The following is a 26,421-nucleotide window of genomic DNA, read 5'->3' on the forward strand; positions in this document are numbered from 1 at the left end:
CGGGCAGTATAAACCCTAACGGGGTTAATTTCTAATGGGGTAAAAAAGAGGTAACCCAGTTACCTCTTCTTGTTACCACGATGTGCTTATGCGCGTCCGTTAATCACATCAATCAAGCGTTTTGCTTGTTGACGAATGTCGTCGCTGCCATCCACGATGGCTTCTTCCAGCAACTTAACCGCACCTTTCTCATCGTTCATTTCCATATAGATTTTGGCCAGATCCAACTTGCCTGCGGCTTCGGAGTTGTTATCCACGTCCACATCCGAGATATCACCGATCACATCAGGAAACTCATTAAGCCCCACATCCAGCTTCAACGCTTCATCATCAGGGTTAAACGCCGGATCGTCACGTTCCACTTGCGCCATCAGCTCGTCAATGGTCATAAACTGGTTCTGTGTCGGATCGAAATCAGCGATATCTTCCTGCGTTCCCCAATTTTCTGTTTCCACTTCCGGCTGCTGATTTTGAATGTCCTGTTGCCATACCGCTTGCTCATCTTCCGGCACTTCATCGGGAATGATCGCTTGTTGATCCGGCGTCAAACTGAAGCCGTTCCAATCTTCGCCACCCATTTGCAACATGGCATCAATGTCCATGCCTGCGCTATCAATGGTTTTCGCGTCCATCGGTTGGTCAAAGGCGAATCCATCAGCGGATTCATTGTCATTCAGCAGTGAGTCGAGGGCTTGCTCATCAAATTCTTGATGCGCCATCGATTCAAAATCAATGCCCTGCTCTGCTTTCGGCTCAATCGCTTCACTCACTTCGTCCGCTTGCGACGAAGCCGTTGAGGCTTCTGACACCTCCGGTTCGGCGATGGCATCAGCTAAGGCGTCCGCTTCGTTGTACTCCGGCAGCTCGAGATCATCGAACTCAAACTCGTCGTCAGCTTGTGCTTGTGGCGGCTCAATCTCTGCATCGTCTTGAACTGGCGCTTCGAGTTCATCCGATGCCTCCGGTTCCGCAATCGCATCGGCTAAGGCGTCCGCTTCGCTGTATTCCGGCAGCTCAAGATCATCAAACTCAAACTCGTCGTCAGCTTCAGCTTGTGGCGACTCAATCTCTGCATCGTCTTGAACGAATGCTTCCGGTTCACCCGACACATTCGGTTCAGCAATGGCATCAGCTAGAGCGTCCGCTTCGTTGTACTCCGGCTGCTCGAGATCATCGAACTCAAACTCGTCGTCAGTTTCAGCTTGTGGCGACTCAATCTCTGAATCGTCTTGAACGAATGCTTCCGGTTCACCCGATACATCCGGTTCCGCAATCGCATCAGCTAAGGCGTCCGATTCGCTGTACTCCGGCAGCTCGACATCATCGAACTCAAACTCGTCGTCAGCTTCAGCTTGTGGTGACTCAATGACTGCGTCGTCTTGAACTGGTTCTGCCGGTTCTCCCGATACATCCGGTTCAGCAATCGCATCAGCTAAGGCGTCCGCTTCGCTGTACTCCGGTAGCTCGAGATCATCGAACTCAAACTCGTCGTCAGCTTCTGCTTGTGGCGACTCAATCTCTGCATCGTCTTGAACTGGTTCTGCCAGTTCACCCAATATATCCGGTTCAGCAATCGCATCGGCTAAGGCGTCCGCTTCGCTGTACTCCGGCAATTCGACATCATCGAAATCAAACTCGTCGTCAGCTTTAGCTTGTGGCGGCTCAATCTCTGCATCGTCTTGAACAAATGCTTCCGGTTCACCCGATACATTCGGTTCCGCAATCGCATCAGCTAAGGCGTCCGATTCGCTGTACTCCGGCAGCTCGAGATCATCGAACTCAAACTCGTCGTCAGCTTCTGCTTGTGGTGGTTCAATCTCTGAATCGTCTTGAACTGGCGCTTCGAGTTCACCCGACACATCAGGCTCGGCCATGGCATCCGCGAGTGCATCAGCTTCGCTGTACTCCGGCAACTCGACATCATCGAACTCAAACTCGTCATCAGCGGCAACTTGCGGCTCAACAGCATTGTCTTGCTCCGGCGCTTCAGGCTTGCCCGTCACATCCGGTTCAGCGATGGCATCGGCTAACGCGTTCGCTTCGTTGTACTCCGGCAGCACCGCGTCATCGAAGCCAAACTCATCTTCTGCCTCTGCATCTAAAAATTCAGCAGCCAGTGCGTCATCGCTCACATCCGTTTCAGCCGGTAATTCGGCTTCGGCCATCGCGTCAGCAAAAGCAGCTGCGTCGGTTTCTTTTGGCTGTTCAATATCGTTGAACCCAAATGCTTCTTCGGCCTCAGCGTCTAAGAATTCCGCCGCCAGTGCGTCTTCACTCGCCTCAACATCCGCTAACGGTTCCGATTCAAGCTGCGCTTCAGCGATCATGTCATCGATGGCGTTCTCTTCTGGCACTGGCAGTTCACCCGCAGTGTCTTGAACGCGATCCTGAGATACCGGCTCCTGAGTCTCATCCAGTTCCGCCATAAAATCAGCTGAGGAAAGCGGCGCATCGTCCGCCATGGATGCTGGAGGCAATTCGCTTTCGGCAGGCTGTTCCATTGCGTCGTCGAGCAACCAATCGTCATCTTGAGGCACGCCAAATTCATTGGCGACTTCAGTCGACTTGTCTTCCGGCTGCGACGTCACGTCGGGCTCGCTTTGCGGCTCTGGCTCTGGCGTCGTGTCTAAACCTTCGATTTCGGGATTAAAGTCAAATTCATCGTCGTCAAACGACAACGCATCATCGTCATCGAGTTTAAACTCATCCAGTAAAGGATCGTGTTCTGGCGCCGAACTCAGCAGATCATCTTTAAAGTTCGCACTATTAAATTCTTCGGCAGGCTCCTGCGCTTGTTGCTCGATCTCCAGCAACTCGTCAAGGAATCCAGTCCCATCATCCAGCGATGAAGCCTCGACCTCGTCTTCGTCGGTCACCGTATCACTCGGTTGATTTTCTTGCTCAACCCATTCATCCAGCAAGGTCGCACTGTCGTGATCAAACGCGTCCTCGTCTGTGGTTGCAGATTCCTCCAACAGCTCATTGAGGAACTTGTCACTTTCCGCATCGAAGTCGTCATCCAGATGAATGCTGTCCTCGTCCGCTTCAGAAAGTAACTCATCGAGCAAATCCGTGCTGTCGCTGTCAAACGACACGTCGTCGTCATCTAGCAATTCATCCAACAAGGCGGTTTCTTCGTCATTGTCGGCTTGCGCTTCAAGCTGGTCCAAATCGGCTTGAGATTCAATCGAGTTAAACAGGTTTTCAAGATCTTCGTCGGACGTCATTTTAACGTCAGATGCTGCCTGTTCTCCCGTGTTTGACATCAACTCATCGAGGTTGTCGTCCAACAACGTATCAAAGTCGAGATCATCCGTCTCGTCGTCATCCAAACCGCCTAATAGCTCGTCTAGCATGGATTGATCGATGGCCTCGGATTCCAGATCTTCCGCTTCACCATCACTAGCAAGCAGGGACTCGATCTCTTCCTGCGACATGTCACCATCATCAGACAGATCAAACGCCGTTTCGTCATCATCGTCAGAGTCATGCGTTGCTTCGTCCAACGCGCGTTCCATCTCTTCCAGACCCAGCGCTTTTTCATCGCCGCTGACGCTGATGCCACTATTGCTGCCAAAGTCAGTATCGAGATCGCCGTCGTCATCAATGCCAGCAAACGGATCTTGACCATCTTCCCCTTCGAGGTTGAAATCGAGATCGCTTTCGTCCAAGTCGGCGAAGATGTCGGCTTCATCCTTACTGTCCATTTCATCGCTGAACAGTTTCTCACTGTCATCGCTATCGCCAAACAAGTCATCGTCGAGCAGCAATTCATCGTCCAGACCATCAATTTCTGGCTCACCCACCGTGATCGGTGCCACGGTGGTTTCTGGCGTGGCCGTCTGGGTTTGTGATTCAGCTTGCTGCGCATCAGACGCTTTGGAACGACGGTTGAGCAACATCAAGACCAGCGCACCAATGAGTAATCCCGGGATCAGCGCTAACAATCCGACCATCCAACCGTTGGATAGCCAATCGTCAGCCGGCGCCATTTTCGCTGCTTCTTCGCGTTTCACGCGCTCTTCTTGCAGCAGCTTTTCAACTTCTGAGCGAATACGATTCTCATCACCCAGTTCGTGCTTGAGGCTATCGACTTCAGACTGCATCTGCGCAACCATCAGGCGCAAACGGTGGTTTTTCTCTTCCAACGCGTCCAGTTCGGTATCGGATGCTGTCAGTTGTTTCTCAACTTTGGCCACATCCGCTTGAACTGGCACAACCACAGGCGCGGGCGGAGCGGCTTCTTCGACCACGCTTGGTGCTGGCTTTTTCACCTCAACAACAGGTTGTGGCTTCGCGGGCTGACTTGGGGTTGTGACTGGGGTTTGATTGAGGCGCGCTTGATGCGCTGCCATGACATTCACCGCTTCTTGAGTAGAGACACGGCTCACTTGTGCCAGTGACGGCACCCGCAGCGTACTACCCGGCATCAAACTGTGAATATTTTGGTTTTCAAAAGCCTGCGGATTCAGGCGATAAATGGCAAGCAAGGTTTGTTGAACAGAGACATTCGCGGAAGGCTTAAGGCGCGTTGCAATCGACCATAAGGTATCTTGCTCGGTTGTCGGACCGAAGAATGTGGAAGGCTCGCTATTGACAGAAGGGGTTGGCGTGTTGCGTACAACCTCACTGCTAAACTGCGGTGATGATTGTACTTCTCCGCCAGGGCCGATAAGGCGAATGCCCTCTGCATGAACGATAGAAGTCTGAGACACGGCGGCCACTGCCAGAGGCAACAGCAATCGCTTGAAAAATTGACGCATAAAAGGCTCAGCTGAATGCTTTATCTAAAGGAATACGATGATCTGTTAAATATATCGGATCAGATGAGCAAAACTATAGGCTATAAGGCAAAAAATGTGTCTCGACCACAATAATCGCAGGAATCTCACACAAAATTTGCCACCTAACGCAAGTCCGCTCATGTCATTGGGTATCATTGATAAAAATAAAGCCAGCTGAATGCTGGCTCTATTTCTTCGTTCGACAAGGCGAAACGCTTATTCAGCTTCGATTTTTGCCCAAGTATCACGTAGGCCAACCGTGCGGTTGAATACCAATGATTCAGGCTTAGAATCTTTACCGTCGGCACAGAAGTAGCCCATGCGCTCGAACTGGTAACCAAATTCAGCCTCAGCAGACACCAAACTTGGTTCGATAAAGCCGTTGAGCTTCACCAGCGAATCTGGGTTGATGGTTGCAGCGAAATTTTCCGCCGCCGCTGGGTTTGGCACAGTGAACAGACGATCGTACAAACGGAATTCCGCAGGCACGCCTTTGTCTGCTGAAACCCAGTGAATCACGCCTTTGACTTTACGGCCATCGGCAGGGTTCTTGCCCAGTGTGTCCGCATCGTAAGTACAGTAAATGGTGGTGATATTGCCTTGCTCATCTTTTTCGATGCGCTCGGCTTTGATCACGTACGCGCCACGCAGACGCACTTCTTTACCCAAAACAAGACGCTTATACTTTTTGTTGCCTTCTTCACGGAAGTCTTCACGTTCAATCCATAGCTCACGCGTAAATGGCACTTCGCGTTCGCCCATTTCTGGTTTGTTCGGATGATTTGCCACGTTCAACAGCTCCACGCTGTCTGCCGCAAAGTTTTCGATCACAACTTTCACAGGATCCAGAACGGCCATCGCACGCGGTGCGTTTTCGTTCAAATCGTCGCGAATACAAGATTCCAGCACACCAAATTCGATCAAGTTATCTTGCTTGGTGACACCGATGCGTTTGCAGAATTCGCGGATAGAACCGGGTGTAAAGCCGCGGCGACGCAGGCCCGAAATGGTTGGCATGCGTGGGTCGTCCCAGCCTTCTACCAATTTTTCAGTCACCAGTTGGTTCAGCTTACGCTTAGACATCACGGTGTATTCAAGATTCAGGCGACTGAATTCGTACTGACGTGGGTGACACGCAATGGTGATGTTGTCCAGAACCCAGTCGTACAGACGGCGGTTGTCTTGGAATTCCAGTGTACACAGTGAGTGTGTAATGCCTTCCAGCGCATCTGAAATGCAGTGCGTGAAGTCGTACATTGGGTAAATGCACCACTTGTCACCCGTTTGATGGTGCTCAGCAAAACGCACGCGGTATAGCACAGGATCGCGCAACACAATGAACGACGATGCCATGTCGATCTTCGCGCGCAAGCACGCAGTGCCTTCTTTGAACTCACCAGCACGCATTTTTTCAAACAGCGCCAAGTTCTCTTCTACGCTACGATCACGGTACGGGCTGTGTTTGCCCGGCTCAGTCAACGTACCACGGTATTCGCGGATCTGCTCAGGACTTAGCTCTTCAACGTACGCTAAGCCTTTATTGATCAGTTCCACCGCATATTCATAAAGCTTGTCGAAGTAATCAGATGAGTAACATACGTCGCCAGACCATTCGAAGCCTAACCAGTTCACATCTTTCTTAATCGACTCAACGTATTCGAGATCTTCTTTTTCTGGGTTTGTGTCGTCAAAACGTAAGTTACACTGACCCTGATAGTCCTGAGCAATACCAAAGTTCAAACAGATCGACTTCGCGTGCCCGATATGCAGATAACCGTTGGGTTCTGGTGGGAAACGAGTATGCACGCTAGTGTGTTTACCATCCGCTAAATCTTTATCAATGATTTGGCGAATGAAGTTCGATGGACGAGCCTCAGCTTCACTCATCTATAGCACCTCAAGTTTATTTAGTATTGTCAGAAAAGTTTTTCTGCATTTAAAAGCTACAAAAGCCCGGCAGAGCAGAAATTATTGTCGGCCATGATCCACAATTCTGAACGAATTCACAATAAAAACTGCCGTTTTCTTGTGATTATTTCTGGTGTACGGCGGATATATCGCCAAACCGATCAGACGAAAAAGCCTTCGCACTAGGCGAAGGCTTTGGTAAGGACTCGCGTTTAAAGCGGCTTATGACTGTTTTGCTTCTGTCACGTGCTCTTCAGTGCGAATGTTCTTCATTTGCCCAGCGATGATTTCGGCTAGTGGGCCAAGGATAACTTGAAGGTTGTTTGAACCCAGTTTCACAACACCCATTGCGCCCAGCGCTTTCAGCTCTTTCTCATCGATGATAGACATGTCTTTCACGGTCAGACGAAGACGAGTGATACACGCGTCGATGTTAGACAGGTTGTCGTGACCACCCAGAACTTGCAGGTATTGTTTAGCCAGTTCAGACGACTCAGTAGAACCTTTTGTCGCAGACGTTGTTTCTTCATCATCTTCACGACCCGGTGTTTTCAGACCGAATTTCACGATAACGGTACGGAAAATCACGTAGTACAGCGTAAAGAACACCAGACCTTGAACAATCAGCATGTACCAGTTCACCGCCAGTGGGTTACGTGATGACAGTACCATATCCACAAGACCAGCTGAGAAACCGAAACCTGCAATCCAGTGCATTGATGCAGCGATGAATACAGAGATACCAGTCAGCAATGCGTGCAGAACGTAAAGCATTGGTGCTAGGAACATGAATGAGAATTCTAGCGGTTCAGTCACACCGGTAAAGAACGCAGCGAATGCAGCAGCGATCATGATACCAGCAACTTTCTCTTTGTTCTTCGCTGTTGATGTGTGGTACATCGCTAGCGCAGCGCCTGGCAGACCAAACATCATGATTGGGAAGAAGCCCGCTTGGTACATCCCCGTCACACCGACAATACCAGTACCTTCTGCGATAGATTTAGCACCACCGAGGAAGTTCGGAATATCGTTAATGCCCGCAACGTCGAACCAGAATACTGAGTTCAGTGCGTGGTGTAGGCCAACAGGAATCAATAGGCGGTTAAAGAATGCGTAGATACCTGCACCGGTTGCGCCCATGCCTTGAATTGATTCACCAAAGTGCACCAGACCACCGTAGATTGCTGGCCAGATGTACATCAGTACAAAAGACAGCACGATACCGACGAATGATGTCAAAATCGGAACCAAACGTTTACCCGAGAAGAACGCCAACGCTTTGTGCAGTTCGACGGCAGAGTAACGGTTGTAAATTTCAGCAGAGATGATACCGACAAGGATACCAACAAACTGGTTTTGAATTTTGCTAAATGCTGCTGGAACTTCAGAGGCGGCGATACCTTGAATCTGAGCAACCGCGCCAGGTGACAGTAGCGTTGTCACAACATACATACATACGAGACCAGCCAGTGCCGCTGCGCCGTCTTTGTCTTTCGACATACCGTACGCGACACCCACTGCAAACAACCATGACATGTTGTCGATAATTGCTGCACCCGCTTTAATCAGGAAGCCTGCTAATGCAGAGTTTGCACCCCAACCATTCGGGTCAATCCAGTAGCCGACACCCATAAGAATGGCCGCGGCAGGCAAAGTAGCAACAGGCACCATCAGGGCCTTACCTACTTTTTGAAAATATCCAAGAATATTCACCTTAAGTTCCCCCTATAGGATTTTGGTATTATTGGACTGGACGACTTATTTTAGTCGCTCAATTTAGTCAGGCTCAGTTTATGATATTAATTTTGCTCCGCAAATTAAAAGCTTATCAATTGTGATCATAATCACCAGAAACGGCCAAAAAACGACTATTTTGCTAGCGAGATCATAAAACTTATTTTACAATATAAAAAAACGAAAATTTAACGATACTATCTTCAGCATTGTTACTCTAAAGATCGAAACGCTCAATCGATGCTCAGTTGTCATTTTGAACGTGCTCGCAGTTGAAAGCCATTGAGTAATAATGCTGTTTAACACTTATTTTTAGCCACGACATTTGTGGACGTTGGCCCGAAAGATAATTCGCGACCTAATTGAAGTCAGCAAAGTAAGTTCTGCCCAATCACTGCTTCGCTGCCAAACCGTCGCCAAGTAAATTGATAAAATCTCGATAGATAAGGATTCGCTGATATGTACGCGCTAACTAACTGCAAAATCTACACAGGTAACGACGTGTTAAGTGGACATGCTGTCATTGTGGATAGCGACTTGATTCAAGCTGTGTGCCCCGTCGAGCAACTGCCGGAAAATGTGAAAACCGTTGACCTGAATGGCGCGAACGTGAGCCCAGGTTTTATCGACGTGCAATTGAATGGTTGTGGTGGCGTCATGTTTAATGATGAAATTACCGCAGACACGATTCAAATCATGCATGAAGCGAACCTTAAATCAGGCTGCACCAGCTTCCTTCCAACGCTGATCACCTCATCTGACGAAAACATGCGTCAAGCGATCGCTGCCCAACGTGAATATCAGCAAAAATACAACAACCAATCCTTGGGTCTGCACCTGGAAGGTCCTTATCTGAACGTGATGAAAAAGGGCATCCATTGTGTCGACTTCATCCGCACTTCTGACGATGCCATGATCGATTTCATTTGTGACAACAGTGATGTGGTCACCAAAGTGACACTGGCACCAGAGAACAACAAAGCAGAACACATCGCGAAATTGGCGAAGGCTGGCATCATTGTCTCGATCGGCCACACTAATGCGACCTACGCCGAAGCGCGTCAAGGTTTCGAAGCGGGCATCACCTTCGCAACGCATCTCTTCAACGCAATGACCCCAATGGTTGGCCGTGAGCCGGGCGTCGTGGGTGCTATTTACGATACACAAGATGTCTACACCGGTGTGATTGCTGATGGCTTCCACGTGGATTACGCCAACATTCGAATCGCGCACAAAATTAAGGGTGAAAAGCTCGTATTAGTGACCGATGCCACAGCTCCTGCAGGTGCTGAAATGGATTACTTTATTTTTGTCGGTAAGAAAGTATATTACCGAGATGGCAAATGTGTCGACGAAAATGGCACACTTGGCGGCTCAGCCCTTACCATGATTGAAGCAGTTCAAAACACGGTTGAGCATGTCGGCATCGCTTTAGATGAAGCTCTACGGATGGCTACTCTGTATCCAGCGAAAGCAATTGGGGTTGATCACAAACTCGGTCGTGTCAAACAAGGCATGGTCGCCAACCTGACTGTTTTTGACCGTGACTTCAACGTGAAAGCGACTGTGGTTAACGGACAATACGAGCAAAAGTAAGAATGAATGGCGGACAAATAGGTAACGTAGATCTAGTTAAACAGCTAAATAGCGCAGCGGTTTATCGATTAATTGACCAACAAGGGCCAATTTCTCGAATCCAAGTTGCCGATGTGAGTCAGCTTGCGCCAGCCAGCGTGACCAAAATTACCCGCCAACTTCTGGAACGCGGCCTCATTAAAGAGGTCGCGCAACAAGCTTCTACGGGAGGACGCCGTGCGATCTCCCTGACGACGGAAGTGGAACCCTTTCACTCCGTCGCCGTACGTTTAGGGCGCGATTACATTCAGCTCAGCCTCTACAATTTGGGTGGCAAAGAGCTGGCTTCAGCGTCACACGAATTTCATTACACCCACCAGCCGCAACTGATTGAAGGGCTGGTCACTCACCTAAAAGATTTCATTGAGCAGCAAAGCCAACTGATCGATCAACTGATCGCCATTGGTGTTGCGCTGCCCGGTCTGGTCAACCCAGAAAATGGCGTGGTGGAATACATTCCAAACGTCGACGTCGATGCCTTGGCACTGGGTGACATCATTCGCGATCACTTCCATGTAGAATGTTTCGTCGGCAACGACGTGCGCGGCATGGCACTCGCTGAACACTATTTTGGCGCTAGCCAAGACTGCCAAGACTCCATTTTGGTCAGCGTCCACCGCGGGACGGGGGCTGGGATCATCGTCAATGGCCAAGTGTTTCTCGGCTCCAACCGCAACGTTGGTGAAATCGGCCACATTCAAATCGATCCACTGGGCGAACAATGTCAATGCGGTAACTTTGGCTGTTTAGAAACAGTCGCTACCAACCCCGCCATCGTTGCGCGCGTCAAAAAGCTGATCGCCCAAGGATATGAATCCAGCCTTGCTGATTTAAAGACCATCACCATCGACGACATTTGCCAGCACGCCAATGCCGGCGATGAGCTGGCGAAACAAGCCTTAGTGCGTGTGGGCAACCAACTCGGTAAAGCCATTGCCATCACCATTAACCTGTTTAACCCACAGAAAGTCGTGATTGCTGGTGAAGTCACCGAATCACCAGACATCATTTTCCCGGCAATTTTGCGTAACGTGGAAAACCAATCGCTCAAAACATTCCATCGTCAATTGCCTATTGTGACCTCTCAAATCGACAAGCAACCGACCCTTGGTGCGTTTGCGATGATCAAGCGGGCGATGCTAAATGGCGTACTGTTGCAAAAATTGCTTGAAGATTAACCAAGCGAATGTTCTATAATATTGGGCCGTATCTCACTGATGATACGGCCCTTTTTTATTACATCAATTATAAGAAATATTATGGATTTGATTCTTATCTCTGCAGCGTTCATCGTCGGCTTTGTGGCGCTGAAATGCCACCTCCCACCCCTCGTCGGTTTCCTCATCGCAGGTTTTGGACTAAACCTGTATGGCTTCGAATCCAACGAGACCATCGCCCTGCTGGCCGATCTCGGCGTCACCCTGATGCTGTTTACCATCGGCCTGAAATTGGATGTAAAAACTCTGCTTGAGAAAGAGATTTGGGCTGGCGCCACCCTGCACAACATCGTCTCAACCGCTATCTTTACGCTGGCGTTACTCGCCTTCAAGTTCCTGGGCTTGGATAGCTTGGCATCCGTACCATTAAGCAGTTTATTGCTCCTGGGGTTTGCGCTCTCCTTCTCCAGTACCGTGTTTGCCGTGAAGTCATTGCAAGAAAAGGGTGAAATGAACTCCACCTACGGCACGTTGGCCATCGGTATTTTGGTGATGCAGGACATCTTTGCGGTGGTTTTCTTAACCGCTTCAACTGGCAAGCTTCCTGAATGGTACGCGATTGGCTTGTTTATCCTGCCATTTTTGCGCCCACTGTTGTTTGAATTGCTTGATTGGGTTGGCCATGGCGAAATGCTGATTCTGTTTGGCATTTTCCTCGCGTTGGTCGTCGGCGCAGGCTCCTTTGAACTGGTCGGAATGAAACCAGATCTAGGCGCCTTGATCCTTGGCATGATGCTGGCGAAGCATCGCAAGTCTTCTGAGCTATCAAAAGCACTCTTCAATCTCAAAGAACTCTTTCTGGTGTGCTTTTTCCTCAATATTGGCCTGTCCGAAGAGCCGACCGCAACTGGGTTCATGCTGGCGCTGTTGCTGCTGATTTTGCTCCCCATCAAGGGCGCGATCTATTTCTGGGTGATCAACAAATTCCATTTTCGCGTACGCACCTCGCTACTTGCATCTCTGTCACTGTTTAACTTCAGCGAATTTGGCCTCATCGTCGGTGGGCTGGCATTTAAGATGGGTTGGATCCCCGGAGACATATTGGTTGCTTTGGCGATTTCCGTACCCCTGTCGTTTATTTTGGCCGCCCCGCTGGGCCGTAAAGGCCACGCGATTTATCAGCACTCCTCTCAATGGTTCCAAGAACAGCTGCCGGAAGAACTCAATCAGCGCGACAAACTGATCAATCCAGGCAACGCCCAAGTGTTGATTTTAGGCATGGGGCGTATCGGGACGGGCGCCTATGAAGAACTACGTCATCGCTATGGTCATATTTGTCTTGGCATTGAACTGCGAGAAGAGGCTGCCAGCGGCCATCGCGATGAAGGCCGCAACGTGATCAGCGGCGATGCCACAGATCCAGATTTCTGGGAACGCATTTTAGATACCGGACAGGTCAAAATGATTCTGCTCGCCATGCCGCACCACCAAGCCAACCAGATCGCCTTGTCCTTGGTGAAAAAGCGCCAGTTTAAAGGCCAAATTGCAGCCATTGCTGAATATCCAGATCAAATGGACAACTTAATTGAAGAAGGCGCTCATGCCGCGTTCAACATTTATAGTGAGGCGGGCACGGGCTTTGCACGCCACGTCTGTGAACAGCTCAAACCCACCTTTATTCGCTATTAATCAAACACAAACAGGGGCTTCGGCCCCTGTTCTTCTTTGTCTTTCGCTTATATTTACGCCAGAAACTAGAAAACATTCACTCATTTGTAGTTATTTTTAAATAATATTTAACACATAACGATTTCTTTAAATTTTTTAATAGTTATGGGTTGCCTTTTTTAATCAAAATGGCAAATTGGAGTCATCTGATTAAAACTCGTCTAATTAAGGAAAGTTGTATGTGTTCTATCTTTGGCATTTTAGACATTAAAAGTGACGCCGCCGCACTTCGCCCTGTGGCTTTGGAAATGTCTAAAAAACTTCGTCACCGTGGCCCGGACTGGTCAGGTATCTACACATCAGACCGCGCGATTCTTGCTCACGAACGTCTGGCTATCGTAGGCCTGAATAGCGGCGCGCAGCCTCTGTACAGCCCAGATAGAAAACTCATCCTTGCTGTGAATGGCGAGATTTACAACCACAAAGAGATTCGTGCACGTTACGCGGGCAAATACGAGTTCCAAACCGATTCAGACTGTGAAGTGATTCTGGCCCTGTATCAAGATAAAGGTGCTGACCTTTTAGAAGAGTTGAACGGTATTTTCGCTTTCGTTCTCTACGATGAAGAGAAAGACGAGTATCTGATCGGCCGCGACCACATTGGGATTATTCCGCTGTACCAAGGCCACGACGAGCACGGCAACTACTACGTCGCATCCGAGATGAAAGCACTGGTTCCGGTTTGTAAAACCATCAGCGAATTTCCTCCAGGTTGTTCATTCAGTTCGAAAGATGCAGAACCAACGCGTTACTACACCCGTGATTGGTACGAATTCGATGCGGTGAAAGACAACGTCACCAGCAAAGAAGAACTGACCAAAGCATTGGAAGATGCGGTGAAGCGTCAATTGATGACCGACGTACCTTACGGTGTTTTGTTGTCAGGTGGCTTGGACTCATCCATTACCTCTGCGATTGCAAAACGCTTTGCGGCGATGCGTATTGAAGATGACGAGAAATCAGCGGCCTGGTGGCCACAATTGCACTCGTTTGCCATTGGCTTAGAAGGCGCACCCGATCTGAAAGCGGCACGTGAAGTCGCAGACAAACTGGGCACAGTTCACCACGAGATGACCTACACCGTGCAAGAAGGTCTGGATGCGATTCGCGACGTGATTTACCACATCGAAACGTACGACGTGACCACGATTCGCGCATCGACGCCGATGTTCCTGATGGGGCGTAAGATCAAAGCGATGGGGATCAAAATGGTTCTCTCTGGCGAAGGCGCGGATGAAATCTTCGGGGGTTACCTGTACTTCCACAAAGCACCAAACGCAAAAGAGTTCCACGAAGAGACAGTACGTAAACTGTTGGCTTTGAACATGTTCGACTGTGCTCGTGCGAACAAATCTCTCGCAGCTTGGGGCGTTGAAGGCCGCGTCCCATTCCTAGACAAAGAGTTCATTGATGTCGCAATGCGTCTCAACCCAGCAGACAAAATGTGCGGTAACGGGAAGATGGAAAAACACGTGCTGCGTGAATGCTTCCAACACTACCTGCCAGACTCCATCGCATGGCGTCAAAAAGAGCAGTTCTCTGACGGCGTTGGCTACAACTGGATTGACACACTAAAAGCAACCGCAGAAGCGAAAGTCACTGACCAACAAATGGAAACGGCGAAATTCCGTTTCCCTTACAACACGCCAACCACCAAAGAAGGTTACGTGTACCGTGAGATTTTTGAAGAACTATTCCCGCTGGAATCTGCAGCGCGCTGTGTACCTGGCGGCCCTTCAGTGGCTTGTTCGTCCGCAAAAGCCATTGAGTGGGATGAATCATTCAAAAACTGCATCGACCCATCAGGCCGCGCAGTCAAAGCGGTTCACAACGAAGCTTACTAACTGAACACAAAACCATCACGAAAAAGGCGCATCAAGCGCCTTTTTTCATATTTTTCATCTGCCATGATCGTGCGCAGGAAGCTCACTGAGCCTACGTTTCAATCATTGAGATCCAAGTGCTTATTCTCAATACTCATCGGAACAGATTGGCTGAGCATTTTCACCAGCATAATCGAACGCGTTTCGCCATCAGGCTGTTGATAAATAGCCTTCAAACCACAAAACTGACCACTCTTGACTTCGACTTCCTGGCCGCGAACCGGCATTTTCGCATCAGAGACGTCATCAAGATGTGTACTGAGCTGTTTCAGCTCGTAAATCAAATCCCCTTGCAACTCCTTCGGCTCGGCACCAAAACGGATGAAGTCGGTCACACCTCGTGTCGAGCGCACCGTAGTAAAAGTCGGCCCCTGATTAAAATCAAAACGCACAAACATATAAGAGGGAAACAACGGTTCTTTGACCATTTGGCGTTTTCCGCGCAATATCTTTTCCACCTCAACTTCAGGATAAAAGCATTCAACCCCTTGATTTTCAAGGTGTGCTTTCGCTCTGCGTTGTTCTCCTCGTTTACAATACAGCAAATACCAACGTTTCATTTTCCATCAACTCTTTTCTAATCCAGCAGCCATTCTTGGGCAAAATGAGCTGCATAAAATCCACTTTGAGATCTGTAACATGCATAATGCAAATTGTAACCAATTATGAAAAATTAGATTTCACAAACAATTAACGCACTTTCACTTGGTCAATGCCTTGTTTTTCAATCAGTTATAGCAACAAGTTTAATAAACAACCAAATCGTCCTATTGCAGGCTTATCACCTTGGATGTATACGTAACTGCCGAATAAAAAACCTTAATGCATTGCATTAACCAAAATAATACTCTTAACGAGAATTTATAACATACAACCCGGCCTCGTCAGGCACATCGTATTCAATCGCGGTCAACAGATCCGAACGTCACGCCGACACGGGTTAGATTACAGGAAGCTCTTTATGTCAGACTTGAATATATTCAAGCAACCTAAATCATTCTATCTGATTTTCTCTATCGAATTCTGGGAACGTTTCGGTTTTTACGGGATGCAAGCCATTCTGACCGTTTACCTCGTAAAAATCTTGGGAATGGATGAATCGTCATCGTTTGTGCTGTTTGGTGCTTTTTCTGCGCTTGTGTATGGCTTCGTTGCAGCAGGCGGCTGGATTGGTGACAAAGTCATTGGGACCAAGCGTGCCATTACCTTAGGCGCCATTATCCTGATGGTTGGCTACGTGCTACTGGGCATTTCCACCTCTGGGGCGCATCTGGGCGGAAAAACGCTGATTTATGTCGCAATGGGCTTTATCACCGTGGGTAACGGCTTATTTAAAGCAAACCCATCGAGCTTACTGGCTAAAGTTTACCCTGAGAACGACCCTCGCCTTGATGGTGCCTTCACCATGTACTACATGGCCGTCAACCTCGGCTCATTCTTCTCGATGATCATCACCCCGATTGTGGCTGAGCGTGCGGGTTACGGTTTGGCGTTTGGCGTCAGTGCGATTGGTCTCGCCATTACTGTGGTGAACTTCATGATCTGCCAACGCATGTTAAAAAATGTCGGCTCACCGGCTGACCTGAAACCAGTCAACAAAGGTTACCTGCTGGCGGTTGCAGTGGGTTCCGTGATTGTAAGCTTTGTCTGCAGCTACCTACTACAAAACTTGATGCTGGCACACGCCATTCTGGTTGTGGCAGGTCTTATCATTGTGAGCTTCTACTTTAAAGAAGCGTTCTCGATTAGCGGCATCGAACGTCAGAAGATGTTGGTGGCCTTTATCCTGATGCTGCAAGGGATTGTGTTCTTCGTCCTGTACTTCCAAATGCCAACCTCACTGAACTTCTTTGCGATTCACAACGTGAGCCATGACATTTTCAGCATCAACGTCGAACCTGAGCAGTTCCAAGCGTTGAACCCATTCTGGATCATGCTGGCCAGCCCAGTATTGGCGATGGTGTACGGCCGATTGGGCGAACGCCTAGCAATGCCGTTCAAGTTCGCCATCGGTATGGGCCTGTGTGCGCTGTCATTCCTGATTCTGTCTTGGGGCGCTAACTTTGCCAATGCCGAAGGCATCATCAGTTCAAACTGGCTGATCCTGTGCTACGCTTTCCAATCTATCGGCGAGCTGCTGGTTTCTGGTTTGGGCCTAGCCATGGTTGCTCAACTGGTTCCACAACGCATGATGGGCTTCGCGATGGGGATGTGGTTCCTGACTTCAGCCACTGCAGCGGTTATCGCAGGCTGGGTTGCAAGTTTGACGTCCGTACCGTCACACATTGCTTCATCAACAGAGTCACTGGCCATTTACAGTGACGTGTTTGGTAAGATTGGTTACGCAACAGCGATCATTACCGTGCTGACCTTCATCATTGCGCCAAAACTGACCAAGATTTGTCGCGGTGAAAACAGTGACGCGGTACTGGAAACAGCGCAAGCGTAATTGGCAATAAGACATGACGAAAAAGCCTCAGCAATCGCTGAGGCTTTTTTTATGGGTCGAGAACCGCGTGATGCGATGCTAAAGCATCTCTTCCACCAGCGCCGCCATCATCTGAATGTGGCTTGCAGAGTCGTTCAGGCATTCGATGTAATGAAACGCTTCCCCCCCAGCATGCAGGAAGATCTCCTGATTTTGTTCCGAAATTTCCTCGAGCGTTTCTAAACAATCGACAGAGAATGCCGGGCAGAGAATATCGAGTTTTTTGATCCCTTTCGCCGGTAAGGCCGCCATGGTTTTGTCTGTGTACGGCTGTAACCACTCTTCTTTCCCAAATTGAGATTGATAGGTCATCATCAACTGTTCGTCACTCAGCCCCAACTCTGCGGCCAGCAGGCGTGTGGTCTCTGCACAGTGCTGCGGATACACATCGCCATTCTCAGCGTAACGTTGGGGAATGCCGTGATAAGAACACACTAACAAGTCGCCCTGCCCGTTTTGCTGCCATGAATGACGAACTTTTTCTGCCAACGCTTGGATGTACAGTGGATGATTATGGTAATCACGCACAAAATGCAATTCAGGCACCAAAGCAACGCGCTTCATTGCTTTGGCCAAACCATCAAACACCGCCGCGGTCGTGGTGCCGGAATACTGCGGATAGAGCGGTAATACAATGATCGATTCCACGCCCTGTTGTTGCAGCCGTTCAATGCCCTGTTGCAGGCTCGGCTCACCATAAGTCATCCCCAATTCAACCGGCTGATTGAGCAGTTGCGCCAATCCGGCCTGTTGCCGTTTGGAATAAACCATCAACGGCGATCCCTCATCCATCCAAATGCTTTGGTACAGTTTGGCGACTTTGGGCGAACGAATGGGCAGAATGATGCCATGCAGAATTGGACACCATAACCAACGGCTCATGTCGACCACACGCGGGTCGTGAAGAAATTCACCAAGAAAGCGTTTAACCGCTGGCGCCGTCGGCGCGTCTGGGGTGCCGAGGTTGGCTAACAAGACACCGTATTTTTTGTTTTTTTGCATAGTTTCCTGTCGGATTGTTGTCATCGGCTGCGAGAGCATGCAGCAAAGAGGCGCGCGGCTGACTCAGGCCGCGCGTCACCTCATCATCAAAGGATGGTTCTTTTACGCGAACATCACGAAAAAAGTTCATAAAAAAAGCGACCTTACGGTCGCTTCACTATAACAAAATTATTGAAAATTTTGATAATAGGTATTGTCTATTATGCTAATGCCTTCTCGATATCAGCACTCACTTCAGCCACCTGTTTGGTGCCGTCAAATTTCAGGTAAGTCGTGTGACCTGCTGCCGCTTCTTTACCGTAGTATTCGATCAGCGGTGCAGTTTGAGTGTGGTAAACGTCCAGACGAGCACGAACTGTTTCTTCTTTGTCGTCATCACGAACCACAAGGTCTTCACCCGTGATATCGTCTTTACCTTCCACTTTTGGCGGGTTGTAAACCACGTGGTAAGTACGACCTGAAGCTAGGTGAGCACGACGGCCAGCCATGCGCTCAACGATCACATCGTCAGCCACATCGAATTCGATCACGTAGTCCACGTTGACACCCATTTCTTTCAGGCCATCCGCTTGTGGGATTGTGCGAGGGAAACCATCCAATAGGAAACCCTGTTTGCAATCTTCTTCAGCAATACGCTCTTTGATCAGGCCCAGAATGATTTCATCTGAAACAAGCTGACCCGCGTCGATAACAGCTTTAGCTTGTTTGCCTAGTTCTGTACCCGCTTTGATCGCCGCACGCAGCATGTCACCAGTAGAGATTTGCGGAATACCGTATTTCTCCATGATGAATTGAGCTTGTGTGCCTTTACCTGCACCTGGAGCACCTAGAAGAATGATGCGCATGTTTAATCCTCTTTAGAAATGATATTTATACCGAAGCTCACAGTTTCCCTCTGCTTCGAGACGGTAAGTTTCGGTATAAGGAGACCAATACAGTTTGCGCCGGCAAACTGGCGTGCAAAAATACACGGGTTGGTAGTGACATTCAAGTTTGCGATTCTATCATAGAAAATCGCCGTTCCGACGAAACTAAGACTAAAGAATGCCCACCTGAGCGAAATTTCTCAGCATTTGCACGAAAGAACGCGTCAGTTCACATCGTGCAAAACAAAGCCCAAGAAAAAAGCTCGCATGATGCGAGCTTTTTCATCGTGTTATTCCACCTTCGTCAAAAGCTGGTTGATGGCAGTAACAAACTGCGATGGATCTTCCATCGAGCCGCGTTCCGCCAACATTGCCTGACCGAGTAAAACTTCAACCCAACGACCAAACGCCGCTTGATCCGGCTCATCAGCCATGTGTTTGACCATCGCGTGTTCTGGGTTAATTTCCAGAATGTACTTCACTTCCGGTACCGCCTGACCCGCTGCCGCCAGCAGTTTGGCCATTTGCGTCCCCATTTCAAAATCATCGGTGACCACAACGGCCGGCGTTGAAGCCAACTTGAATGTGGTGCGCACATCTTTAACCCGCTCGCCGAGATACTCTTTCACGCGTTCAACAACGGATTCAAATTCCTGTTCGGTTTCTTTGTGTTTCTCTTTTTCCGCTTCGTCTTCAAACTTGCTCAGATCCAAGCCCGCTTTGGTGATGGACTGGAACTGTTTGCCATCAAACTCGGTCAGGTAGTTCATCAACCACTCATCAATGCGATCGTACATCAGGATCACTTCAATGCCTTTGGCTTTAAACTGCTCCAAGTGCGGGCTGTTTTTCGCCGCGTTGTAGCTGTCGGCAGTGAGATAGTAAATTTTCTCTTGGTCTTCTTTCATGCGCTCAATATACGCACTCAAGCTCACATTTTGTTCGGCAGCATCGTTGTGGGTTGACGCAAAACGCAGCAAACCTGCGACTTTCTCACGATTGGCAAAATCTTCCGCCGGGCCTTCTTTTAGCACCATGCCGAACTCTTTCCAAAAGCCCAGATATTTCTCGGCATCGTTCGAGGCCATGCGTTCAAGCATGGTCAATACGCGCTTGGTGCACGCATTGCGCAGCGATTGCGTGATCTTGTTGTCTTGCAGAATTTCACGTGACACGTTGAGCGGCAAATCGTTCGAATCGATCAAGCCACGCACGAAACGCAGGTAAGACGGCATAAACTGTTCCGCGTCATCCATGATGAACACACGTTGCACATACAGTTTCAAACCATGTTTATGATCGCGGTTGTACATGTCCCACGGCGCTTTGGCTGGAATGTACAACAAGCTGGTGTAATCGTTTTTACCTTCAACTTTGTTGTGGCTCCACGCCAGTGGCTCTGCAAAGTCATGCGACACGTGTTTGTAGAACTCTTGGTACTCTTCATCGGTGATGTCAGATTTCGAACGCGTCCACAATGCCTGTGCTTTGTTGATCTGCTCCCATCGGGTCTCACCGGTCTCTTTCCCTTCGTCATCCAATACGTTGGATTGAATGTAAACCGGGATCCCGATGTGATCGGAGTACTTTGAAATCACATCACGTAAACGCCATTCGGACAGGAATTCTTTGCCTTCTTCACGCAGGTGCAAAATGATATCGGTCCCGCGTGATGCCTTAGAAATGGTCTCAATCGTGTACTCCCCTTCACCTTGAGAGAACCATTGCACGGCTTCATCGGTTGCTAAACCTGCGGCACGCGTGCGCACGGTGACGGCATCCGCCACGATGAATGCCGAGTAGAAACCCACCCCGAACTGACCAATCAGTTGCGAATCTTTAGACTGTTCTTCGGACAATTTTGAGAAAAATTCAGCCGTCCCCGACTTCGCAATCGTCCCCAGATGCTCAATAACATCGTCTCGGCTCATTCCGATACCGTTGTCAGAAATGGTGAGGGTGTTGGCTTCGGCATCAAACGACAGTTTCACGCCCAAATCGGCATCACCGTCATACAATTCAGGGGCCGACAACGCTTGAAAACGCAGCTTGTCCGCCGCGTCTGAGGCGTTAGATATCAACTCGCGCAGAAAGATTTCTTTGTTGGAATACAGCGAGTGAATCATCAGATGAAGTAGTTGCTTAACTTCAGATTGAAAACCACGCGTTTCTTTGTTTGTCATTGCAGTTTCGCTCATATTAGCTCCATAACATCAATTCAGTTCCCCATGTCAAACAACAAAAGGGGTTTGAGGAATATCGATTTGGTATTAACATGAGGTTCATGAATGTAAATTCAAGGTCAAAAACCATAAAAACACTGTTTTTTGTGTTTTTTTTGATTATCCTCTATCCGTATTTTTATCAAGGAAGATAAAAGCCCGTCAGTTCGAATCGTTTTTTAATTTGTCAACAAGGAAGATAATCTGGGTAGTTGATAGTCCAAGCGCTAATACTAATTAAAAAAGAAGATATCGATGAGTAACACAGGCACAAAGTTTATTCTTGCTGATAGATTTACTTTCGACCCAACGAGCAATTCGCTAGTAGACAAAGACGCTGATAACGAGAACGTTCGTCTTGGAAGTAATGAAAGCCGCATTCTATTAATGCTTTCTCAACGTCCAAATGAAGTCATTACTCGCAATGAACTTCACGATTTCGTGTGGCGTGAACAAGGCTTTGAAGTGGATGATTCCAGCCTCACTCAAGCCATTTCCACCCTGCGTAAAATGCTAAAAGATTCCACCAAGTCGCCTCAGTTCGTGAAAACGGTGCCAAAACGCGGCTATCAATTGATCGCCAAAGTGGAAGTTGTACAGCCGGACATCAGCAAAGACGCTGATCTCGAACCACAGCTGGCGGACGCAAACACGGTAACTACCCCGTCAGGAGACCAAAGCGCCATGATGTCGGATTTCATCATTCAACCGACCGCGACCGTCGCAGCGCCAGAAGCAACACCGGAGGCTCCCAAAACCAAGTTCGATTTGTACACCAAATTGATTTTACTGGTTGCGGTTATACTCCCCATTTGTGTCATTTTGTTTACCACGCCATCGCAATCGACATTTCGTCGTCTGGCGGTCTTTGACAATGTGGTGGTCAGCACCCCCATTAATCACCCAGACTTAACGTCTTGGTTGCCGCTCATTGAAAGCTGCGTGAAGAAATATGGCGAAATGCACACGGGCGAACTGGCTCCCAAGGAAGTCATCGCCACCGGTGGCCACAACGCCCAATTGGTGCTGAATTACATTCATGCTCCTCAATTCTCGGGTGAAAACATCACATTGAGAATCTTTGCTAACCAAGAAGACATCGCTAAGATCTGTCAATGAGGAACTCAACCATGACCCGTAAATTTGCCAGCATTTTGTTGCTCATTTCTGTTGCCTTCAGCGCTTGGTTCTACTGGGGCAGCGACATCAAACTGGAACAAGTTCTCTCGTCACGAGAATGGCAATCCAAGATGGTCACGCTGATTGAAAGCAAACATCAGAACCAATCGGTCGGCCCATTGCGCCGTGTTGATGTGGCGTCAAACGTCAAGTATTTGCCCAACGGCACTTACCTGCGTGTTTCCGTCGTCAAGCTGTACGCGGTGGATAAAACCGTCCCCGAAAATGTCATCAACATTTCCGAGTCTGGAGACTGGGACGTGAGTGCGAATTACCTGCTGGTCTCGCCAACCGAATTTAAAGATGTCTCTTCTGCGCAGAGCAAAGATTTTACGCAAGAGCAGCTCGATTTGATTACACAACTGTTTAAGATGGACTCCGAGCAGAGCCGCCGTGTCGACATCGTCAACGACAAGACATTGCTGCTGACCAGTTTGAATCACGGTTCAACAGTCCTGTTTGGAAATGGCTAAATAAAGGGGTCTGGTTCTCGCGATGAACTGACAGCCTCTTTCTTTAGCCAAACCGTAACATAGGGAAATGAATCCATGGAAAAAGCGCAAATTGACATCTACTACTGTCGTCAATGCAATTGGATGCTGCGTTCAACTTGGCTGACGCAAGAACTACTGCATACGTTCAGCGAAGAGATCGAGACCGTCACGTTGCACCCGGACACCGGTGGACGCTTTGAGATCTGGTGCAATGGCATACAAATTTGGGAACGCAAACACGATGGCGGTTTTCCGGAGGCCAAAGAACTCAAACAGCGCGTGCGTGATCTGATTGACCCTGAGCGCGATCTGGGTCATGTCGACCGTTAATCACGACCAAACAAAAGGGCACCGTCAAGTGCCCTTTTGCGTCTCTTTTCGATGCTCGAACACGACGTTACTCGTGGATCGCCACGCCAGCAATCACATCCCCAGCAAAACTGCAGACTTCAAGTTTCCCTTGATGAAAACGACCAAAACTGGCAACAAATCCATCGCGCGGGAACGTCACTGAGCCCGGATTAAATAGATAATTGTGCGTGTGTTTTTCCGCCACCGGAATATGCGTATGCCCATGGACCAACACATCCCCTTCACGCAGCGGTGGTTGCTGATTTTGATGATACAGATGCCCATGCGTCAGAAACATGCGTTGGCCGGATTCCAGTAACACCCAAGCGTAATCAGCCATCATCGGAAATGACAACAACATCTGATCCACTTCACTGTCACAGTTGCCTCGCACCGCAATGATGCGATCGGCGAATTCATTGAGTCGCGCCGCAACCGCCGGCGGATTGTACCCTTCAGGAATCGGGTTTCTCGGCCCATGATTCAAGATGTCACCAAGTAACACCAGCGTCTCAGCACCCGATTGCTGATACGCCTGCAAAACGCGTTCGGTGGCTGGCAGTGAACCGTGTAAATCTGAAGCAAAAAATAATTCCATTGCACACCTCTTGAATTAAACCCTCAGATTGTACGGTTTCTGCCGTTAATCGTCATCTCTTGCCATGCCGTTAATCACGATGTTGTTGTAGCTCACCATGCCAATCACGTTGCCCGCTTCAATGACCGGAGCGCGGCTGATGCCAAAACGCTCAAACAGGCGGGCACAGTATTTGACATTCATCTCCGGCGACACGGTCAATGCAGGCTTGGTCATGATCTCGTAGATGTTGGTGCGTTTGGGCGACCGGTTCTTGGCCAGTACTTTTTTGGCGATGTCATTCATGAGGACGATGCCAAATTCATCGTCCTCGTGCCGTTTGTTCACAATCAATGCTTTGACGTCGTGTTTTTTCGCCAAGCAAATGCCTTCATGCACCGTGGTTAACCCATCAACCATGACGTAAGTGTTGGCCATCACATCGCGCACGTGGATTTTGTCATCTCGGTTCATAGATTGTCCTCCACCACTTTGGTTAACGTCGCCACTTGATGAGCCACGCCTACCGCATCTTCAATATCAATCTGAATCGCAATCCCCTGCCCGGATTCCTGATCAAATTCACCCACCTCACAAATGGTTTCTAAAATATGCCGAGACAAATGCTCTTCCACCATCAGCAACACCACGTCTTTTTGCACATCGAGTGTCAAGCCGAAAAACGTGCGTTTTTTATTCAACCCTTCCCCACGAGCATTGTTGATCACGGTCGCGCCCGTTGCCCCGGCATCACGCGCGGCATCGAGTACGAGATCGGTTTTGCTGTCTTCCACAAACGCGAGTATCAGTTTAAACCTCATCATCTTGCTCCTTCAGATTGGCTTTTTGAGTCAGCCAGTGAGTGATTTGTGCATACCCCATGACCGACATCATGGGAAACAAGCTGGCAAAGGCAATTAAACCAAAGCCATCGATCATCGGATTTCGACCCGGTACCGTCGAGGCCAAACCCAGCCCCAGCGCTGCAACGATGGGCACCGTCACGGTGGATGTGGTGACGCCGCCGGAATCATAGGCCAGCGGCACAATGAATTTGGGCGTGTAGAATGTTTGAATCACCACCACCACGTACCCAACAATGATGTAGTAATGAATCGGGTCACCCACCACAATGCGATAACTGCCCAACGCGATGCCACAAGCCACGCCCAAGGCGACCGCAATGCGCAGACCATGCACGCTAATACTTCCCCCGGACACCTGATTGGCTTTGATCGCCACCGCAATCAAGGAGGGTTCTGCCACCGTGGTGCTAAATCCGATCAGAAACGCGAACAAGTAGACCCAGTAATAATCTATCCATTCGAGGCTTTGGCCGACGCTCAAACGAAATTCCGCTAAAAATTGCGGATCCGTCAATTGACGCGCCATGGTTTTCCCCAGCGGAAACAGCGCCAATTCCAACCCAAGTAGAAATAGCGATAAACCCAGAATCACATACCCGAACCCCATCACGATCTTGACGGGATGCGTCAGCGGTTTTCGCAATACCGCGAACTGAAAACCGAAGATGATGACAGCGATCGGAAACACATCCAGAACCGTCGACACGAGGGTATTGAAAAAATCAACGCCGCTGATCATGCCACCACCATGCCAAAGACCATGACAAACATCATCGGTAACAACGAAGCAAAGGCGATCAAGCCAAACCCATCCAACATCGGATTGCGCCCTTTAATCGACGAGGCCAACCCCACCCCCAAAGCCGTGACCAATGGCACGGTGATGGTGGACGTTGTGACGCCCCCCGAATCGTAAGCGATGCCAATAATCGAAGCTGGCGCAAACGCCGTCAGGATCACAACGCCCACGTACCCAAACGCGATCATGTAATGCATTGGCCAGCCGCGCAGAATGCGCAGCACGCCAATGACAATCGCGAACCCGACCGACAACGCCACCGTCAGGCGTAACCCCTGCGCATAATCGTGCCGAGCGTTGAGGGAATCGGCAATCATGCCGCCTTGTGCCGCCACATTGGCCGCTTCCTCTGCCACAGCAGTGAGTGCAGGCTCGGCAATGGTGGTTCCAAAGCCGAGGCAAAACGCAAACACCAACAACCAAAACAGGCTGCCTTTGCGAGCAAACGCCTGCGCCATGGATTCCCCAATCGGGAACAGCCCCATTTCCAAACCAAAAATAAAAAACGTCAACCCCAAGACCACCAGTACTAATCCGCTCAACACGTTCAGCAGATGGGGCAAAGGTTCTTGCAGAACACACAACTGAAAGAATGCAATGACCAACACGATCGGCATCAAATCGCGCAAACTGTTCAACATCGCTTTGAGTAACGCTAACGCTCCGGTCATAGTCGCTCCGATACATTTCCTTACACTTATCATGGCAAAGGATAATCAGGCGTGATGTGACGTGGTTTACGAGGTGG

The 26,421-nt window shown here is 49.2% G+C and carries 20 protein-coding genes; 8 read left to right on the top strand and 12 right to left on the bottom strand.

What is annotated here, in order from left to right; all coding sequences use genetic code 11:
* Nucleotides 1-86 precede the first annotated feature (86 nt).
* The 3 genes from ACF8PK_RS18515 to nagE all read right to left on the bottom strand — a co-directional run bounded on the left by ACF8PK_RS18515 (nt 87) and on the right by nagE (nt 8,405).
* Complete coding sequence (locus tag ACF8PK_RS18515) at nt 87-4,763, bottom strand: FimV/HubP family polar landmark protein (RefSeq protein ID WP_392442955.1); 4,677 nt, start codon at nt 4,761-4,763, stop codon at nt 87-89.
* 237 nt (nt 4,764-5,000) lie between these two features.
* Nucleotides 5,001-6,671: a glutamine--tRNA ligase gene (gene glnS, locus ACF8PK_RS18520; protein WP_055467027.1), complete on the bottom strand. Its 1,671-nt coding sequence runs from the start codon at nt 6,669-6,671 to the stop codon at nt 5,001-5,003.
* Between the two features lie 243 nt (nt 6,672-6,914).
* Nucleotides 6,915-8,405, bottom strand: a complete 1,491-nt coding sequence (gene nagE / locus ACF8PK_RS18525; RefSeq protein WP_014205536.1) for an N-acetylglucosamine-specific PTS transporter subunit IIBC — start codon at nt 8,403-8,405, stop codon at nt 6,915-6,917.
* A 480-nt stretch (nt 8,406-8,885) separates the two neighbouring features.
* Here nagE and nagA point away from each other — a divergent pair, with 480 nt between their 5' ends.
* The 4 genes from nagA (at nt 8,886) to asnB (ending at nt 14,790) form a co-directional block, all read left to right on the top strand.
* Nucleotides 8,886-10,022, top strand: a complete 1,137-nt coding sequence (gene nagA / locus ACF8PK_RS18530; protein ID WP_392442958.1) for an N-acetylglucosamine-6-phosphate deacetylase — start codon at nt 8,886-8,888, stop codon at nt 10,020-10,022.
* Between the two features lie 2 nt (nt 10,023-10,024).
* A complete protein-coding gene (locus ACF8PK_RS18535) occupies nt 10,025-11,239 on the top strand; it encodes an ROK family protein (RefSeq protein ID WP_004726668.1) in 1,215 nt (404 codons plus the stop codon).
* Nucleotides 11,240-11,320: 81 nt separating this feature from the next.
* Nucleotides 11,321-12,907, top strand: coding sequence for a cation:proton antiporter family protein (locus tag ACF8PK_RS18540; protein WP_143679275.1), 1,587 nt, complete (start codon nt 11,321-11,323; stop codon nt 12,905-12,907).
* Between the two features lie 218 nt (nt 12,908-13,125).
* Complete coding sequence (gene asnB, locus ACF8PK_RS18545; protein WP_154180876.1) at nt 13,126-14,790, top strand: asparagine synthase B; 1,665 nt, start codon at nt 13,126-13,128, stop codon at nt 14,788-14,790.
* A gap of 98 nt (nt 14,791-14,888) precedes the next feature.
* On the opposite strand, the gene rfaH is transcribed toward asnB, so the two are convergent.
* Nucleotides 14,889-15,389: a transcription/translation regulatory transformer protein RfaH gene (rfaH, locus tag ACF8PK_RS18550; RefSeq protein ID WP_392442961.1), complete on the bottom strand. Its 501-nt coding sequence runs from the start codon at nt 15,387-15,389 to the stop codon at nt 14,889-14,891.
* Between the two features lie 401 nt (nt 15,390-15,790).
* Here rfaH and dtpA point away from each other — a divergent pair, with 401 nt between their 5' ends.
* Nucleotides 15,791-17,278 carry a dipeptide/tripeptide permease DtpA gene (dtpA, locus tag ACF8PK_RS18555; protein ID WP_392442963.1) on the top strand — a complete coding sequence of 496 codons (1,488 nt, stop codon included), beginning with the start codon at nt 15,791-15,793 and terminating at the stop codon, nt 17,276-17,278.
* A 78-nt stretch (nt 17,279-17,356) separates the two neighbouring features.
* Here dtpA and hemH read toward each other — a convergent pair whose 3' ends face one another.
* The 3 genes from hemH to htpG form a co-directional block, all read right to left on the bottom strand.
* Nucleotides 17,357-18,319: a ferrochelatase gene (gene hemH, locus ACF8PK_RS18560; RefSeq protein ID WP_392442965.1), complete on the bottom strand. Its 963-nt coding sequence runs from the start codon at nt 18,317-18,319 to the stop codon at nt 17,357-17,359.
* 200 nt (nt 18,320-18,519) lie between these two features.
* Nucleotides 18,520-19,164, bottom strand: a complete 645-nt coding sequence (gene adk / locus ACF8PK_RS18565) for an adenylate kinase (RefSeq protein ID WP_004726675.1) — start codon at nt 19,162-19,164, stop codon at nt 18,520-18,522.
* 311 nt (nt 19,165-19,475) lie between these two features.
* Nucleotides 19,476-21,383 carry a molecular chaperone HtpG gene (gene htpG, locus ACF8PK_RS18570; protein ID WP_392442968.1) on the bottom strand — a complete coding sequence of 636 codons (1,908 nt, stop codon included), beginning with the start codon at nt 21,381-21,383 and terminating at the stop codon, nt 19,476-19,478.
* 279 nt (nt 21,384-21,662) lie between these two features.
* Between htpG and ACF8PK_RS18575 the strand changes: the two genes are divergently transcribed.
* From ACF8PK_RS18575 to ACF8PK_RS18585, 3 genes are all read left to right on the top strand, one after another.
* Nucleotides 21,663-22,526, top strand: coding sequence for a transcriptional regulator (locus ACF8PK_RS18575; protein ID WP_004726677.1), 864 nt, complete (start codon nt 21,663-21,665; stop codon nt 22,524-22,526).
* 11 nt (nt 22,527-22,537) lie between these two features.
* Nucleotides 22,538-23,059, top strand: coding sequence for a regulatory protein ToxS (locus tag ACF8PK_RS18580; RefSeq protein ID WP_004726678.1), 522 nt, complete (start codon nt 22,538-22,540; stop codon nt 23,057-23,059).
* 75 nt (nt 23,060-23,134) lie between these two features.
* Nucleotides 23,135-23,410, top strand: a complete 276-nt coding sequence (locus ACF8PK_RS18585; protein ID WP_055467022.1) for a SelT/SelW/SelH family protein — start codon at nt 23,135-23,137, stop codon at nt 23,408-23,410.
* Between the two features lie 67 nt (nt 23,411-23,477).
* Here ACF8PK_RS18585 and yfcE read toward each other — a convergent pair whose 3' ends face one another.
* From yfcE to ACF8PK_RS18610, 5 genes are read right to left on the bottom strand one after another with little or no spacing between them, the layout of a single operon-like run.
* Nucleotides 23,478-24,029, bottom strand: coding sequence for a phosphodiesterase (gene yfcE / locus ACF8PK_RS18590; RefSeq protein ID WP_004726680.1), 552 nt, complete (start codon nt 24,027-24,029; stop codon nt 23,478-23,480).
* Nucleotides 24,030-24,074: 45 nt separating this feature from the next.
* Nucleotides 24,075-24,482, bottom strand: a complete 408-nt coding sequence (locus ACF8PK_RS18595) for a CBS domain-containing protein (RefSeq protein ID WP_004726681.1) — start codon at nt 24,480-24,482, stop codon at nt 24,075-24,077.
* The gene (locus tag ACF8PK_RS18600) at nt 24,479-24,829 is read right to left on the bottom strand and encodes a P-II family nitrogen regulator (RefSeq protein WP_038151374.1); all 351 of its coding nucleotides are present in this window, start codon (nt 24,827-24,829) and stop codon (nt 24,479-24,481) included. The genes ACF8PK_RS18595 and ACF8PK_RS18600 overlap by 4 nt, the downstream gene beginning before the upstream one ends.
* On the bottom strand, nt 24,819-25,613 hold the full coding sequence (locus ACF8PK_RS18605; RefSeq protein WP_143679281.1) for a DUF1538 domain-containing protein: 795 nt from the start codon (nt 25,611-25,613) through the stop codon (nt 24,819-24,821). The genes ACF8PK_RS18600 and ACF8PK_RS18605 overlap by 11 nt, the downstream gene beginning before the upstream one ends.
* A complete protein-coding gene (locus tag ACF8PK_RS18610) occupies nt 25,610-26,344 on the bottom strand; it encodes a DUF1538 domain-containing protein (protein ID WP_055467020.1) in 735 nt (244 codons plus the stop codon). Before ACF8PK_RS18610 ends, ACF8PK_RS18605 begins: the two co-directional genes overlap by 4 nt.
* Nucleotides 26,345-26,421: the final 77 nt, after the last annotated feature.

The organism is Vibrio sp. CJQ_6, from assembly GCF_043106745.1.
In the GTDB taxonomy this organism is placed as follows: Bacteria; Pseudomonadota; Gammaproteobacteria; order Enterobacterales; family Vibrionaceae; genus Vibrio; species Vibrio furnissii.

Coding starts and splice junctions, on each gene's coding strand:
- ACF8PK_RS18515 (WP_392442955.1), bottom strand. CDS start 4,763: ATGCGTCAATTTTTCAAGCGATTGCTGTTGCCTCTGGCAGTGGCCGCC.
- glnS (WP_055467027.1), bottom strand. CDS start 6,671: ATGAGTGAAGCTGAGGCTCGTCCATCGAACTTCATTCGCCAAATCATT.
- nagA (WP_392442958.1), top strand. CDS start 8,886: ATGTACGCGCTAACTAACTGCAAAATCTACACAGGTAACGACGTGTTA.
- ACF8PK_RS18535 (WP_004726668.1), top strand. CDS start 10,025: ATGAATGGCGGACAAATAGGTAACGTAGATCTAGTTAAACAGCTAAAT.
- ACF8PK_RS18540 (WP_143679275.1), top strand. CDS start 11,321: ATGGATTTGATTCTTATCTCTGCAGCGTTCATCGTCGGCTTTGTGGCG.
- asnB (WP_154180876.1), top strand. CDS start 13,126: ATGTGTTCTATCTTTGGCATTTTAGACATTAAAAGTGACGCCGCCGCA.
- rfaH (WP_392442961.1), bottom strand. CDS start 15,389: ATGAAACGTTGGTATTTGCTGTATTGTAAACGAGGAGAACAACGCAGA.
- dtpA (WP_392442963.1), top strand. CDS start 15,791: ATGTCAGACTTGAATATATTCAAGCAACCTAAATCATTCTATCTGATT.
- hemH (WP_392442965.1), bottom strand. CDS start 18,319: ATGCAAAAAAACAAAAAATACGGTGTCTTGTTAGCCAACCTCGGCACC.
- adk (WP_004726675.1), bottom strand. CDS start 19,164: ATGCGCATCATTCTTCTAGGTGCTCCAGGTGCAGGTAAAGGCACACAA.
- htpG (WP_392442968.1), bottom strand. CDS start 21,383: ATGAGCGAAACTGCAATGACAAACAAAGAAACGCGTGGTTTTCAATCT.
- ACF8PK_RS18575 (WP_004726677.1), top strand. CDS start 21,663: ATGAGTAACACAGGCACAAAGTTTATTCTTGCTGATAGATTTACTTTC.
- ACF8PK_RS18580 (WP_004726678.1), top strand. CDS start 22,538: ATGACCCGTAAATTTGCCAGCATTTTGTTGCTCATTTCTGTTGCCTTC.
- ACF8PK_RS18585 (WP_055467022.1), top strand. CDS start 23,135: ATGGAAAAAGCGCAAATTGACATCTACTACTGTCGTCAATGCAATTGG.
- yfcE (WP_004726680.1), bottom strand. CDS start 24,029: ATGGAATTATTTTTTGCTTCAGATTTACACGGTTCACTGCCAGCCACC.
- ACF8PK_RS18595 (WP_004726681.1), bottom strand. CDS start 24,482: ATGAACCGAGATGACAAAATCCACGTGCGCGATGTGATGGCCAACACT.
- ACF8PK_RS18600 (WP_038151374.1), bottom strand. CDS start 24,829: ATGAGGTTTAAACTGATACTCGCGTTTGTGGAAGACAGCAAAACCGAT.
- ACF8PK_RS18605 (WP_143679281.1), bottom strand. CDS start 25,613: ATGATCAGCGGCGTTGATTTTTTCAATACCCTCGTGTCGACGGTTCTG.
- ACF8PK_RS18610 (WP_055467020.1), bottom strand. CDS start 26,344: ATGACCGGAGCGTTAGCGTTACTCAAAGCGATGTTGAACAGTTTGCGC.